We start from the raw sequence: 14620 nt of genomic DNA, 5'->3' as shown, positions 1-14620 counted from the left end.
ATCGCGAGCAGGCTCGGCTCCCCACAGGGAGTCGTCGATAGGCCAGAAATGACGACTCGAAAGGCAGCACCGGGTATGCCTTCAGAGCGCACGCCCGTGGGCGGCCGACAGGGTCGCGTCGCGTGCATAGACATCGGGGATGTACACCGCCTGGCCCTGGCTGTCCGCTTGCACGGTCCAGTACCCCAGCAGGATCGGCACGGGCTTGGCCAACCTGAATTCATGGGTCAGCTCCGTCGCCAGCAAGGTGTCGGTGCGCGCACGTTCAGCCGGGCTCACCAGCAGATCGCGCAGCTGCATCACCTGCTCGATGCGCACGCAGCCGGAACTGAACGCCCGCGGCCCTTTGCTGAACAGCGCCTGGCTGGGGGTGTCATGCAAGTACACCGAGAACGGGTTGGGAAAGCGGACCACCAATTTGCCCAGCGGGTTCTTCGGGCCGGGGTCCTGTCGCAGCATGAGGTTGCCCGGATGGTCCCAGTCGACGTCCGCGGCCGCCAGCGGCAAGCCATCGCCGTCCAGGATCTTCAGGTTCTGCCGGGTGAGAAACTCCGGGTCGCGGCGGATCTCGGGCAGTTTGTCTTCGCGCATGATGGTTGGCGGAATGGTCCAGGTCGGGTTGAGCGTCAGGCGGGTGACCCGGGATTTGAGCAGTGGCGTCTGCCGTTGGGCACGACCCACCTGGGTGCGGGTCTGCCAGACCGGCACGCCGCCCTGGTACACCGTCAACTGGGCTGCCGCCACGTTGACCAGTACGCTGTCGGGCTCCAGGTCCTGGGCCAGCCAGCGCATGCGCTCCAGGTTGATGCGCAGTTGTTCGCGGCGCATCGCCGGGCTGATGTTCAGTTCGGTGACGGTCCACGGCCCCACGACGCCATCGGCCTGGAGCGAATGCTGGAGCTGGAAACCTTTCATCGCTTCCACCAGCGCCGGGCCGTAATGTTCGTCGGCAACGACCGGCGGCGCGCTCAGGTAACCTTCGTTGAACAGCCGCTGGGCCAGGGCCGGGATGCGGGCATCCTGCTTGTCCGGCTGCAGCAGCGGACCGCCCGGCACGGGCTGCCACTCTGACAACGGTTGCTGCCGCAGTCGGGCGTAGAGGTTGCGCAGGTTGCGATAAAGGTCCAGGTTCGGCCGCGCCCGCTCGAAAGCACCGGCCAGGTCCTGCACGCCCGGCACGGCGATGGCCAGTATCACGGCCTGGCGGTCCAGGGGTTGCAGATTGGCTTTCCACACCGGTTCCAGGCGGTCCTGGGGCAGATAGCCGAAACGCAGTTCATACAAGGCTTGCAGATAGCGTTGGCTGATAGCGATGTCGACGCAATGGGCGCCCAGAAGCGCACCGTCGGCGGGCAAGGTGTAACGCAGCGGATCCAGTCCGTCATCGGCCAGTTGCTGCAATTGCCCCTGCAACGCCTCCAGTCGTTCGTCGGCCGACCAGACCTCCTGGCCTGCGTTTTGCTGATAGAACGCCTGCAACTTGATCATCGTCGGAAAGTCGACGCCTGCGGCCACTGCCGGGCATGCGACCGACAATTGCCCCAGGGTGGTTTGCACAAGTGTCGGATCGCTGTCTTCGGCTGTTGCGACCAATGGCGCCGTGAGCAATAAAAGGCTCAGGTAACATGCGGACTTTTTGAACAACTGCTTTACTCCAATCCATGGCCGTCTCGTTGACGGTCAAACTTTGCGACAGGTACGACCCGCCATTATGCAAACGAACCAGACCGGACGGGATGCCGCAAACACACACCACCGTGGGAATTTTTCAATCGTGTCGGGCTTTGTCCGCCGACTGGGTCTGGCTATTACAGCATTGGGCTTTATCTGCAGCCCGGCGCTGGCCGGTCAGACCAATTCCCAGCCCCTTTACAACAGCCTCGCCCACGCGGCGCCGGAACTCAATCCCCAGGCGCTGAAAAGTGCCTTGAGCGCCATGCAATGCGCAGTCGCCAACGGCGCCACCCAGGCACGCCACCTTGCGGTGATCGACTACTCGCAGCCCTCCACGGCCCGGCGCCTGTGGATTTTCGACCTGCGTCAGAAAAAGCTGGTGCTGCGTGACCTGGTGGCCCACGGACAGAAATCCGGGGAAAATTTCGCGACGCAGTTTTCCAATCGCATGGGCAGTTACCAGTCCAGCCTGGGCCTGTTCCGCACCCAGGAAAGCTACCAGGGCACCCACGGTTATTCGCTGCGCATGGACGGCCTGGAGCCGGGCTTCAATGACCAGGCCCGCGACCGGGCCATCGTGATCCACGCCGCCGATTATGTGAACCCGTTGTGGAGCGTGCGCCAGGGCCGTATCGGCCGCAGCCAGGGCTGCCCGGCGGTGCGTCCGCAAGTCGCCCGTCAAGTGATCGACAAGCTCAAGGGCGGGCAATTCATGTTTTCCTGGTACCCGGACCCAAGCTGGCTCAAGCGCTCGGCTTATCTGAACTGTCGGCCGCAGCAGGTGGCGAGCATCCTGGCGACCGGTGGTGGTTGAAGACAGCGGCAAGGAACCTGGCTGAGGTTTGTGGGGCCAAGGCTTGCCCGCGATGAGGTCGACGCGATCTTCAGGAACCGAGGCGCCTGTTTCGCGAGCAAGCTTTGCTCCCACAAATCTGTTCCACTGCAGATTGCACCAGAGCACTCTGCGGTTAAAATGCCGGCCTTTCGAATCGCCGGCGTTACCCCGATGAACCCTGAAGCCCTTCAAACCCTGCATACGCATTTACTGAACGCACTGGAATCGGTGCCTGAAGAAACCCGGCGCCTGTTCCATGGCCGCGGGCGCTGCTGGCCGGGGTTGGAGCAGATCACCGTCGACTGGCTCCAGGGGGTGGTGCTGGTGTCGTTGTTCAAGGAACCTGAACCTGAGCAACTGGACGACTTGCGGTCGACTCTGCTCGCCCTCAGCGCCTCGCCCGCCTGGCAACACAGCAAGGCCCATACCCTGGCCGTGCAACATCGATATCTGCCGCAAAGCCTGACCCAGTGGCTGTTGGGCGAGCCCATCGACGAATGGACCCTGACCGAAGGCGGCCTGCATTACCGGATCGACCTGGGCAAGAAGCAGAACAACGGACTGTTCCTCGACATGCGCTACGGCCGCGACTGGGTGCGAGCCCATGCCGCCGGCAAACGCGTGCTGAACCTGTTCGCCTACACCTGCGGCTTTTCGGTGGCGGCCATCGCCGGTGGCGCGCAGCATGTGGTCAACCTGGACATGTCCCGCGCGGCCCTGAGCCGGGGCCGCGACAACCATCGCCTGAACGGCCACGACCTGAACCAGGTGAGTTTCCTCGGCCACGACCTGTTCAAGTCCTGGGGCAAGGTGATCAACAGTGGGCCGTATGACCTGGTGATCATCGACCCGCCGACCTTCCAGAAAGGCAGTTTCCTGCTGACCAAGGACTACCAACGGGTACTGCGCCGACTGCCGGAACTGGTGACCGCCGACGGCACGGTCCTGGCCTGCAGCAATGACCCAGCCACCGGCCCGGAATTTCTCATCGAGGGCGTTACCCGGGAAGCGCCGGGATTGACGTTCCAGGCGCGCCTGGCCAATCCCCCGGAGTTCCCCGACATCGACAGCCAGTGCGGCCTGAAGGCGCTGATATTCAAAGCGCTGACTCCAGCCACCAAGGAGTGACCAGGCCCGTGGTCACCCGCCGCACCAACGCCTCGACCTCTCTGCTCTTGACCGAACGGTAAATGGCCATGGTCCGGCGCAACTGATCTTCGGTGAGTATCACCGGCTGACCTGCGGTCCAATCCACATCCGCCACGGCTTCGAGCCCGACGCGACGCCAGAGCACCCGTTCGCCTTCCGTAACCGACTCCCAGGCACTGGGCAGCTCGGCATCCGGTTGCACGAGGTTATCCAGCAGAACCCGGGGCCATCGGGATGGGTCCACGGGTCCGCTGAAGGCGTCTACCAGGTCGTCATCCACCGTTTCCCAGAGCGCCAGTCCTTCAGGCCAGTCAGGGGACATCAACCCCAGGTAGGGTCGCCAGGTCATTTCGCCGACACGAGGAATTTGATCGTTACTGTTGAAGGTATCCTGAGCGTCGCTGAGCCAGTTGATGAAGGCCTCCCGGGTCATTTGCGCCTGACGCTCCACGGGGTCGGGATAGCGCGCCCTCAGCAAATGATTCCAATAGATGCGCTGATCAGCCATGAACTGCGCAAACGGCACGCCTTGCCGGTTGAGGCGTCCACGCATGACCGACTCGAACATCGCGAAATGCACCTCCAGCTCGGCGAGGTCCGGCGGCTGCCGGTCCAGACTGCGTGCATTCAAGCGCGCGCGCAGCTGCCTCAGTTGCTGGTCGAAATCCCCCAGCAGGGTCGGCAGGCTGCTGTATTCACCTTGATAGCCGATATAGTGCTGCAACACGGCGGCAGCCCTCTGTCGCTCCGCTAAAGCCAGACCGGTAGGGACAAGAGCATCAGCATCGCGAATACCGGCAGAGAACCAGTCAATGAAACTTCGCATCCCGGGGTCATCGCGGGCGACTTCCAGAGCCCTCTGGAGCCTGGGTGAAATGTACAGCCACTCGTCGACGCTGTACTGAAATACCTCGGGCATCAATGCGCGAGCAGCATTGATCTGTGCGCTGGGTAACGGATTGTCGTCGAGCCAGATTCCCAGCGTGTCCTGGTCTGAAACGTGGCTGAGTGCAGGAATCAAGTCATCCTGGATATTGGTGATGCGATTGCCCCGCAAATCGATGGTAAACATATCGACCAAGAGCGCTTCGGAGTGTCTGGACAGCACGGCCAATGCCAGCGGCGGCACCCGGTCAAGGCCGGTCCTGGCGAGTTCCAGTTCCATCAGGTTCGCCAGTTCCGGCAGCTCCGGCAGTTCCCTGCAGTTGTTCCCCCTCAAACGCAGTGCCTGCAACGCCGTGGCCGTGCGCAAGAAGCCACTGCCCTCTTCGTCCAGGCGCAACCCGCAGCGTTCCAGGTTCAGTGATCGCAAGCCTGGCACCGCGGTGGTCAGGGCCTGCAACTGCTCGGGTGTGAAGTTCACATTGTCGGTCCAGTTGACTTCATGCAGGGAGGGCAGCGCAGCCAGGCTGTTGATGGCCGCGAGCACCTCGGCGCTGGTTCCCGCCTCCGCGCCACTGCTGATCCCGGACAGGTTCAAGGTCCATAACGGGATCGGCGTGCCGTCGCCCAGCAGGGGCGTGAATACGTTCGGGTCCAGGTGCAACGGATTGCGGCCCAGGGACAGGTCCACCAACGACCGCAGCTCGGCCACTGCGACGGGTATGGCGGTGAGGTGGTTGCCCTGCAGACTCAGTGCATCGATATTGGGAAACATCCGCAGGAATTCAGAAGGGTCCTCGACGAGGCCCAGGTGCGTCAGAATCAACGATTCAATGTGCTCGAAACGGACGGTAACGGGTGGCAGCCGACCGACGTTGATGCTGTCCAGCCGCAGTACCAGTTCACTGCCTTCCCTGCCCGGGTCCGGTGCGCGCTGCCAGGCACGACGGATTTCCCGGGCGACGCCGCCGCGCTGGGCAATCAATGCCTCACGGTCCAGCGCCTGCTCCACAGGGTGGTGAAAGCCTTCATGGTCCACCCACTGACGCAACCCTTCGTCCAACGTGGCCCATTCGCTCTCCAGGCGATCGATCAGCTCGCTCAAGCCGATTCCCTGGCTTTCCCCCTGCCTGGCCAGGCGCAGTTGCAGCCGCGCCAGGCCTTCCCCTGCGTGAGCGGGGAATAGCTGCTCAAGGCGTTCATCCACGCTGAAGAGCCAGTTCTCCAACGAGAGCCGGCCACGGCCGCTGAGGGGATAAACCAGATGCCCGTTCAACCATTGCGGGCGCGACCCGATGCTGCCCAGGCTGCGCATCGACAGGTAGGGGCGCAGTGATTGACGATCATTCAGCGCTTGCTCCAGCAACTGGCCGCGAAGCCTGTCCGCCTCCCAGATGTTCAAGCCCAGCGCCCGACGGGCATCGTCCGGCATGGCCCTCAGCAGCGCTTCCTCCAGGCTCAAGGCACTCGCCAGTTCTTCGCCGGTTTCGTCAAAGGGACGATATCGTTCACCTTCCTGACGGATGACTTTCAAAGGCCCGGCATCCCCCAGCTCGATGGGTTCCGGCAGTTCGCGCAACCACAGGCGCAGGTATACCTGGCCGCGCAGTTCGGGCGTCTGGGCCAGCAGCCCCATGACGATGCGGTCTCGATCGACGCTGCTTTCGCCACGTTCCAGGGCGCGCAGGGCACGGCTCAGGCGTAGCTCACGCAGGGCTTCGGCACTCTGTTTGCCGAGATTTTCCGCCACCCGGCCTTCAATCAAATGCTGCCGGTCATGACCGGCAACGTCGCGAACCAGCTCGTTGGCAACGGACTCCGGCAGGCCCGGGAACGCCCGGGTCAAGGGAACAGCCAAGGGATCGAGCCCGGTTGACCGGGCCATCGCCAGGGTGACCCGCCTGGCATCGCGTTCCAGGCGCTGGGCCCAGCGCCCGGCCAACAGTCGACTGCGTTCCAGCGGGCGCAAGCCCAGGCTGTTCTGTCCCAGCAGCGCAGTCTGTTCATCCACACTCAGGCCTTCCAGGATACGAGCGGCCCAGGCGTCGTGCGCCAGGTCCGCTTTGCGCAACAGAATAAAGCGCGTGTCAGCCCGGTCGCCCACGGGATAAAACCGTACGCCATCGTGGTAACGCAAGGTCACGTCCTGCGGCCAGCCCGGTAGGTCCGCAAGGGTCTGGACGATGCGAAAATGCGCGCCCTGGGGTGCTTCGCCACGGCGCAGGCGCTCGATCGTGTGCCGCACCCATTGCCAGTTCCGCGCTTCATCCAGGGCATCGGCCAATATCGCCGGCATCGGCCGCGCCTCGACTTGCAGATAGCGCAAATGCGCCTCGCTGATACCGACCTGCCGTTGCACGGCAAGGAGCGCAGGGTCGTCCAGTTCGGCAGGCGTTTCGGCAAACGTTCGCAGCAACGCCAGGTTGTCTCGCTGTAACGGGTTGCGATGCGCCCATTGCCAGCCACGGGCGCGGCTCCATTGCAGCGGTGGCGTGACGCCTCGGTGCCCGGCGGGCAGGCGCAACATCAGGTTGTCCTGTGCGCCTTGTACTTCGAAGTAACGGTCCTCGATCCGCACCCATGCCTCGCCCGGGGTGCGCCAGACGCCCCAGGCGTCCTGCTCGGCCTCCACGGGTGGCAAGCGCCGCGCTTCGAAGGGACGCATGTCGCCATTCCACAGCCGGGTGCTGCCATCCGCCACGGGCATGGGCTCGATGACGGCTCCCACGAAGCCCAGGTAGGCGCCTTGGGCAACGCCGAACAGCACATTGAAAATGTGCTCGATCCCTTCTTGCGCGTGGCCTTCGTTGAACGCCTGAATGCCTTCGAAGATTTCATACACCAGGCGCACCCCTCCGACCACCGCGGCACCCATGCCAATGGGCGCGCAGAATGGAAAGAACGTCGCGGCAAGCATCAGCGAACGCTCGACCAGGCTCTCCCAGTATTCGAGCCGGGCCAGCAATGCTCGCCAGTCCTGATCCCGGGTCGGCACCATCAGCGCTGCGGCATTGGCCAACGTGTGCCCGCGCCATTCATGGTAGGCGGCGTGCCAATGATTTTCGCGCAGGTCATTCAGGGCCCAGGCCACCTTGGGCACCGGGATCCGAATACGTCGGTGGTTGCCATCCTCTCCCCGCTCGCCGTCGCGCCAACCGGTGATGCGTGCGTAGATTTCCTGGAACAGGTTGGGGTTGTCCGTCACCGTCCACTCCACCTGATCGTGCAGGGCTGTACCCAGGCTGGCCTGCAAACGCAGCGGGAGGTATTGCATCAGGCTCTGGCGATAACGGCGTCTGCGCACCCGCCCGGTCAGCTCTGCCGACAGCGCCTGCAGGCTTGCGAACTGTTTGAGCGGTGCCACCGAATCGTGAGGCATGTACAGGATAACCGGGCGAACCCCTTCGGTATCACCCGCCACTCCCCAGTACACACGGGCGCCGAATAACGGTGCGGACAGCAACTCCAGCGCCTTGATCTCGCAGGCCAAGGGCGCCACGGGCCGCTCCTCGAGATGAACGCCGGCATGGGCCAGCAACCGCTCGCCGGTAGTATCCAGGCGTCCGGCCAGCTTCGCTTCATAGGCATCATGAGCCAACAAGCTGCGTGCATAGGCCATGTAGGCGCTAGCCACGCCGGGAGTCTCACGGGTGATGCGCGGCAGCCTGCGTTCGAGCATCTGTCGATAAGCTCCGCCGACATCCATGTGCCGGCAGAGGTTGGCGAAACTGGCCGGAGTCATGGGCAATGGCGCGCTGTTCGACGGGGTATCCCCAAGGTGGAACTCGCCCGGCTTACCTTGGATGAACAGTTCGCCCTTCTTATCGAAATCTCCGCCGACAACGGCATCGGCGGGAGGATAGTTGGCCATGGCCGCTTCGATCACCGACAGCGACGGGTCGATAACGAAGGGGCCACGTCGCACCCGTGCCCGGCGTACGGCGTCCGCGACATGGCCGCGGCCATTCACCTGGCTCCAGCCCTGCACCTGCGGCTGGACCTTGAGCCGGTCCAGGGTAAAGACGTAAGGCGACGGCAAATCGACAAGCAACGCATTCAATGCGTCGCTGTCGCGCTGCAGTTGCCGGGTAAGCACCCTGAAGCGTTCCTGCTGGGGCCGCGTGGCCCGTTTCAGCCAGGCAGGTAGCCTGGACTGGATGAAATCGACGTGAGCGTCGAGGGTAGACATGCTGGACCTCCATCCTTGGGGGCTTGGTCATTCGATCTGTAACGTACGCTCAACGGCGCGCGTTCGATGCTCCAAGAAGTGGCCGCTTTTTGAAACTGTCCAACCGTTGCAAAGGGTTGCGGCTCGAAGCGACCGTCACACCACCAGCGTGGCCCACGCCGACACCAGCAATAATACCGCCATGGCCCGGTTGAACCGTCCCATCGCCACAGCCGAGCGGCAGAACCTGGCGGCGCCACGGCCCAGGCAGGCCCAGGCAGTCATGCAGGGAATCGATATCGCAAAAAACGCCAGGGACAGCCAAAGGACCCGCACAGTGCGGTCGGCCTCGGCGCCGGCAAAGACGCTGACCACCGCCAGCGCCATCATCCAGGTCTTGGGATTGACCAGTTGCAAGCCGGCCGCGCCCGCCAACCCCAATCGCGGGCCCTCGACAGGTCGATCCGGGTCAATGGCCTCGGCCGGTGCCCGGAAAATCTGCCAGGCCATCCAGCTCAACCAGGCGATGCCGGCCCAGGAAAGCAGGGTCTGGATCGTGGCATGGCGGGCAAGCACATCCGCCAACCCTGTCCCCACCAGCAGCACCAGCAACGCCGCCGCCGCGCAGGCACCGAGGATGATCGGCAGCGTAGTCGCCAGGCCAAAGCGTGAGCTGTGGCTCAACACCAGGATATTGGTCGGGCCCGGGGTGATGGAAGCGACAAACGCGAACAAGGCAAACGGCAGTAATTGGTCCATGGAGCAACGTCTCGGTGAAGGATCGTAGCCTGATCCTCCCCTGTGAAGCCGTGCTCAGTCTGGAACAATTGAGCAGCGCTTGCGGTAGTCCGCCGGACTCAGTCGATAGGCGCGCTGGAACCAGCGGCCCAAGTGGCTTTGATCGGCGAACCCGAGCAGAGCTGCCACGGCCACGGCACTCTCGCCGCTGGCCAGCAAACGGCGCGCCCGAGCCAGTCGCAGCTGGATCAGATAGGCATGGGGAGCCAGGCCGAAGGCGGCCTTGAACGCGCGACTCAGGCGGAAACGATCAACGCCGGTGACCCGCGCCAGATCATCCAGCCCGACGTCTTCACTCAAGTGACTGTGCAGGTAATCACGGGCCTGCTGCGCAACCAATGGCAGGCGTGGGTCGGGATTGATCCGTGCGCGCCAGTGCAGGTGCTGGGTCAGATTGGCCAGCAGGGTGTCCAGCGCCGTCTGGCGCACGATGCGGATTTCCTGGTCATGCAGGCTCTGGAACGCCAGGGCCGTCGCGCTCGCCAACCGGGCGTCGTCGGCCAGGGTGGCGGCAAACCCCAGCTGCCCGTGGTCGGGCGCAACCTCGAACAACGAACGCAGCTCGCGCTCCAGCCAGTGGGGTTCGAGGTACAAGGTGCGGTAGGTAAAGCCGCCGACCCGGGGCGCATGCCCGTCGTGGAGTTCGCCGGGCTCCAGCAGGAAGACCTTGCCCGGCGTGCTGTTGTGCTGCTGGCGGCGGCAATGAAACTGCTGCACGCCCTGCTCCGTCACGCCGACCAGATACGCGTCATGCCAATGGGGATCGTAGGCGTGCCCCTCGAAATGCGCGCGCACGGTCTCGATGCCGGACGTGGCGTCCTGCTTGAGATCGATCCAGTTGTGCGCCGTCATGCCTTGCCCCGTTTGAGTTCTCTGCCTGGGCAGATTAACCGCTCATGGCGCGAATTGTCTGGAAGATTTGTGCAATTGCTTTCTTGGGAGCGGGCGTGCTTAAACGTTTTCAGTGGATCCATTGGTGCGCTAATCGCCCATAAAAACCTTGAGAACATTGACATCTAAAATAGTTAAGAGGGTTAATGGATCCATAGACAAGAACAACATCCGCCTGGAGATCCGTCATGTACCCGAAAAACGCCTGGTACGTTGCCTGCACACCTGATGAAATCGCTGACAAGCCCCTGGGGCGCCGGATTTGCGGCGAAAAGATGGTTTTCTATCGAGGTCATGCAGGCAAGGTCGCGGCCGCGGAAGACTTCTGTCCCCACCGTGGCGCCCCGCTTTCCCTGGGCTACGTTGAAAATGGCAACCTGGTGTGCGGCTACCACGGCTTGGTGATGGGGGGCGACGGCAAGACCGTCGAGATGCCGGGGCAACGGGTGCGCGGGTTTCCTTGCAACAAGACCTTCGCGGTCGAGGAGCGCCATGGCTTCATCTGGGTGTGGCCCGGTGACCAGGCGCTGGCCGACCCGGCACTCATCCATCATCTGGAGTGGGCCGAAAATGACGAGTGGGCTTACGGTGGCGGCCTGTTCCATATCCAGTGCGACTACCGCCTGATGATCGACAACCTGATGGACCTGACCCACGAAACCTACGTCCACGCGTCCAGCATTGGCCAGAAGGAAATCGACGAGGCGCCGCCCGTGACCACGGTCGAAGGCGACGAAGTGGTCACCGCCCGGCACATGGAAAACATCATGGCGCCGCCGTTCTGGCGCATGGCTCTGCGCGGCAACAACCTGGCCGACGACGTGCCGGTGGACCGCTGGCAGATCTGCCGTTTCACCCCGCCCAGCCATGTACTGATCGAGGTTGGCGTGGCCCACGCCGGCCATGGCGGTTATCACGCTGCGCCGCAGTTCAAGGCGTCGAGCATCGTGGTGGACTTCATCACCCCGGAAACCGAGACCTCGATCTGGTACTTCTGGGGCATGGCCCGGCACTTCCAGCCACAGGACGAGGCCCTCACTGCGAGCATTCGCGAAGGCCAGGGCAAGATCTTCAGCGAGGACCTGGAAATGCTCGAGCGCCAGCAGCGCAACTTGCTCGACCACCCGCAGCGCAACCTGCTGAAACTCAACATCGATGCCGGTGGCGTGCAGTCCCGACGGGTGCTGGAACGCTGGATCGCCCGAGAGCGCGAGCCGCAGGTGCAGGTGATCGCCGGAACCCAGCCGCCACACCACGCGGAGCAACGGCCATGATTGAAGTCCAGGTCATGGCGCGGCACAACGAAGCCTTGGACATCTGCAGTTATGAGCTGACCCGTGTCGATGGGCAACCGTTGCCGGCGTTCACGGCCGGCGCCCACATTGATGTGCACTTGCCGGGCGGGTTGGTCCGCCAGTATTCACTGTGCAACCACCCCGAGGAACGGCATCGCTACGTCATCGGCGTGCTCAAGGATCCAGCGTCGCGCGGTGGCTCGCGCAGCCTGCATGAGCAGATCCAGCCCGGCGCGCGGTTGCTTGTCAGCGAGCCGCGCAACTTGTTCCCCCCTGCCGTTGATGCCCGGCGCAATCTGTTGTTTGCCGGCGGCATCGGCATTACCCCGCTCCTGTGCATGGCCGAGCATCTGGCCCAGAGCGGCGCGTTGTTCGAGCTGCATTACTGCTGCCGTTCCCGGGAGCGGGCAGCGTTTGTCGAGCGTCTGCGTCGGTCGCCCTATGCGGATCGGGTGTTCCTGCATTTCGATGAAGAACCGGAAACACGGCTGGACGCTACCCGCCTGCTGGCTACGCCCGCTGAGGACTTGCACCTCTACGTGTGCGGCCCCGGCGGGTTCATGCAACACATACTGGACACCGCCAAGGTCCAAGGCTGGCAGGAACCCCGGCTGCACCGCGAATATTTCGCCGCCGCTCCCGTCGACACCCGCGCCGACGGCAGTTTCCGGGTAAAACTGGCCAGCAGCGGCCAGGTGTTCGACGTGCCGGCGGACCACAGTGTGGTGCAGGTGCTGGAAAGCCATGGCATCGAGATTCCGATCTCCTGCGAACAAGGCGTCTGCGGCACCTGCCTGACCCGCGTACTGGAAGGCGTGCCGGAACACCGGGACATGTTCCTGACCGAAGCCGAACAAGCCTGCAACGACCAGTTCACGCCCTGCTGCTCCAGGTCGAAAACCCCGCTACTGGTGCTCGACCTTTAACCCCTGCCGAAGCAAAAACCCTCTAAGAGCGAGCTTGCTCGCGATAGTGTCAACACCGTCGACATCGATGTTGCCCGACACACCGCTATCGCGAGCAGGCTCGCTCCCACAGGTGCCAGGCGTCACTCGGAACGGAGGATCACGGTCATCCGTTCATCGGCCAACGCCGAGCCGAACACTTCGGCGTAGCGCAGGGTGGCATTGGCATGTTCGCGCATGATCGCCTCGGCGCGGCCGCTCTGGCGATTGATCAGCGCGTCGAACACCGAATGGTGCTGCATATGGGCATAGTTGAAGCGGCGAAACTCACCGGCCATGTTCTGGCGATCCACCGCCAGGGCGGTGACGGAAGCGAATGGCAAATGATCGTTCCGAGCCAGGGCGACCGCAATCGCCGGGGTGTGGCTGCCTTCGACGATCACCTGGTGAAAGCGCATGTTGAGGTCGTGATAGACCTCCAGGTCATCCTCGGTCACATAACCCTTGGCGAACAACGCATCGCCCTGCACCAGGCAACCTTCCAGCGTCGCACGGGCCTCGTCGGACAAACCGTGCTCTGCCGTCTGCCGTGCGGCCAGGCCCTCCAGCACGCCGCGCACCTCCACGGCGCCGGCGATCTCATCGGCACTGACCGAGCGCACCTGGAAGCCACGACCGCCGAAGCGCACCAACAGCCCTTCCTGCTCCAACGTCCGAAACGCCATGCGCACCGGCATGCGCGAGACGCCGAACAACTCGGCGGTGGGGATTTCCATCAGTCGTTCCCCGGCGGCCAACTGCCCCGAGGCGATCATCTTGCGCAGCGCAACCAGCACCGTTTGGCCGGGCTTACTCATCCAGGCAATTCCCGATAAAAAACAGCGCTCATAGTAGAAGGCTTGCAGCAGTGTGTCACCGTAACAAGCCGGCCGCGCAGTGGCCTCTCAAGCCCCCTGAGCGACAGCCCTACGCCAGCGCCTGCAGTTGCGCCAATGTCTGCTCGTCCAAGGTGATCCCGTGTTCGTTGGATTTGCTGCGCTCGCGATGCCGACGGTCTCCCGGCAGCCGCCGCAAACCGACACCGTGCATCTGCCTGACCAGCTCCTGGCTGCGCTCGGCAAAGCCCTGGCCAGCGGCCTTGCTGGGGTCGATCACAATCAGCAACTGGCCGGTCCATGGCGTCTTGGCGCCTGGATGATTGCTCCAGTCGAACTCGAACGAAAAGTTGCCGCCGGTCAGGGCTGCCGCCAGCAACTCGACCATCATCGACAACGCCGAACCCTTGTGCCCGCCAAACGGCAGGAGCGCTCCACCCTCGAGAATCGCCTTGGGGTCGCGCGTCGGCTGGCCGAGGCTGTCCACGCCCATGCCCGGCGGCAACAACTCACCCTTGCGCGCAGCGATCTGCACATCACCATGGGCAATCGCGCTGGTGGCCAGGTCGAAGACGATCGGCTCGCCATCCGCCCGTGGCGCAGCGAAGGCAATCGGGTTGGTGCCAAACAGCGGACGGTCCGCGCCGTGGGGCACGACGCAGGTCATGCTGTTGACCACGCTCAACGCCACCAGGCCTTCGTAGGCAAACGGCTCGACATCCGGCCAGAGGGCGGCGAAGTGGTGGGAGTTACGAATAGCCAACACCGCAATCCCGGCACTGCGGGCCTTCTCCACCAATAACGGACGCGCCGCCGCCAGGGCGGGCTGGGCAAAACCGTTGGCGGCGTCGACCCGCACAAATCCTGACGCGACATCTTCAACCACCGGCACGGCCTGACCGTTCACCCAGCCACTCTTGAGTGTCGAGACATAACCGGGAATGCGAAACACACCGTGGCTATGGGCACCATCGCGCTCGGCGCGGGCGCAGTTTTCAGCCAGGGTCCGGGCGACCTCGACCGAGGTGCCATGGCGCAGGAAAATCTTCTCCAGCAGACTCACCAAGGCCTCAAGGGACAGGGTGCAAGAACCAGCGTGTTCGGATAGCGCAGACATCTGAAGCTCCAGAGTGATTGTTGGAGGTAGC

The 14620-nt window shown here is 63.6% G+C and carries 10 protein-coding genes; 4 read left to right on the top strand and 6 right to left on the bottom strand.

Features of this window, described 5'->3' with window-relative positions; all coding sequences use genetic code 11:
• Positions 1 to 81: 81 nt before the first annotated feature.
• The gene (locus J7E36_RS11620; RefSeq protein ID WP_215002945.1) at positions 82 to 1644 is read right to left on the bottom strand and encodes a L,D-transpeptidase family protein; all 1563 of its coding nucleotides are present in this window, start codon (positions 1642 to 1644) and stop codon (positions 82 to 84) included.
• Positions 1645 to 1774: 130 nt separating this feature from the next.
• On the opposite strand from J7E36_RS11620, the gene J7E36_RS11615 reads away from it, so the two are divergent.
• Entirely contained in the window at positions 1775 to 2488 is a 714-nt protein-coding gene (locus J7E36_RS11615; RefSeq protein ID WP_215002943.1) for a murein L,D-transpeptidase catalytic domain family protein, read from the top strand.
• A 192-nt stretch (positions 2489 to 2680) separates the two neighbouring features.
• Positions 2681 to 3637, top strand: a complete 957-nt coding sequence (locus J7E36_RS11610) for a class I SAM-dependent methyltransferase (RefSeq protein WP_215002942.1) — start codon at positions 2681 to 2683, stop codon at positions 3635 to 3637.
• On the opposite strand, the gene J7E36_RS11605 is transcribed toward J7E36_RS11610, so the two are convergent.
• The 3 genes from J7E36_RS11605 to J7E36_RS11595 form a co-directional block, all read right to left on the bottom strand.
• Complete coding sequence (locus J7E36_RS11605; protein ID WP_215002940.1) at positions 3606 to 8729, bottom strand: dermonecrotic toxin domain-containing protein; 5124 nt, start codon at positions 8727 to 8729, stop codon at positions 3606 to 3608. The two genes, J7E36_RS11610 and J7E36_RS11605, sit on opposite strands and share 32 nt — an antisense overlap.
• 135 nt (positions 8730 to 8864) lie before the next feature.
• On the bottom strand, positions 8865 to 9467 hold the full coding sequence (locus J7E36_RS11600; RefSeq protein WP_215002938.1) for a LysE family translocator: 603 nt from the start codon (positions 9465 to 9467) through the stop codon (positions 8865 to 8867).
• Between the two features lie 54 nt (positions 9468 to 9521).
• A complete protein-coding gene (locus J7E36_RS11595; protein ID WP_215002936.1) occupies positions 9522 to 10358 on the bottom strand; it encodes an AraC family transcriptional regulator in 837 nt (278 codons plus the stop codon).
• Between the two features lie 227 nt (positions 10359 to 10585).
• On the opposite strand from J7E36_RS11595, the gene J7E36_RS11590 reads away from it, so the two are divergent.
• Both J7E36_RS11590 and J7E36_RS11585 read left to right on the top strand, forming a co-directional pair.
• Positions 10586 to 11671 carry an aromatic ring-hydroxylating oxygenase subunit alpha gene (locus tag J7E36_RS11590; protein WP_215002933.1) on the top strand — a complete coding sequence of 362 codons (1086 nt, stop codon included), beginning with the start codon at positions 10586 to 10588 and terminating at the stop codon, positions 11669 to 11671.
• Entirely contained in the window at positions 11668 to 12618 is a 951-nt protein-coding gene (locus J7E36_RS11585; RefSeq protein WP_215002932.1) for a PDR/VanB family oxidoreductase, read from the top strand. Before J7E36_RS11590 ends, J7E36_RS11585 begins: the two co-directional genes overlap by 4 nt.
• 122 nt (positions 12619 to 12740) lie before the next feature.
• Here the strand turns inward: J7E36_RS11585 and J7E36_RS11580 are convergent, their stop codons facing one another.
• Both J7E36_RS11580 and J7E36_RS11575 read right to left on the bottom strand, forming a co-directional pair.
• Positions 12741 to 13454, bottom strand: coding sequence for a GntR family transcriptional regulator (locus tag J7E36_RS11580; RefSeq protein ID WP_215002930.1), 714 nt, complete (start codon positions 13452 to 13454; stop codon positions 12741 to 12743).
• 109 nt (positions 13455 to 13563) lie between these two features.
• Positions 13564 to 14589, bottom strand: coding sequence for an Ldh family oxidoreductase (locus J7E36_RS11575; protein ID WP_215002927.1), 1026 nt, complete (start codon positions 14587 to 14589; stop codon positions 13564 to 13566).
• Between the last annotated feature and the right edge of the window lie 31 nt (positions 14590 to 14620).

It is taken from the genome of Pseudomonas fluorescens (assembly GCF_018614775.1).
GTDB lineage: Bacteria > Pseudomonadota > Gammaproteobacteria > Pseudomonadales > Pseudomonadaceae > Aquipseudomonas > Aquipseudomonas fluorescens_BY.
Note: the sequence above shows the minus strand (reverse complement) of the source record. Positions and strands in the feature narration are given on the sequence as shown.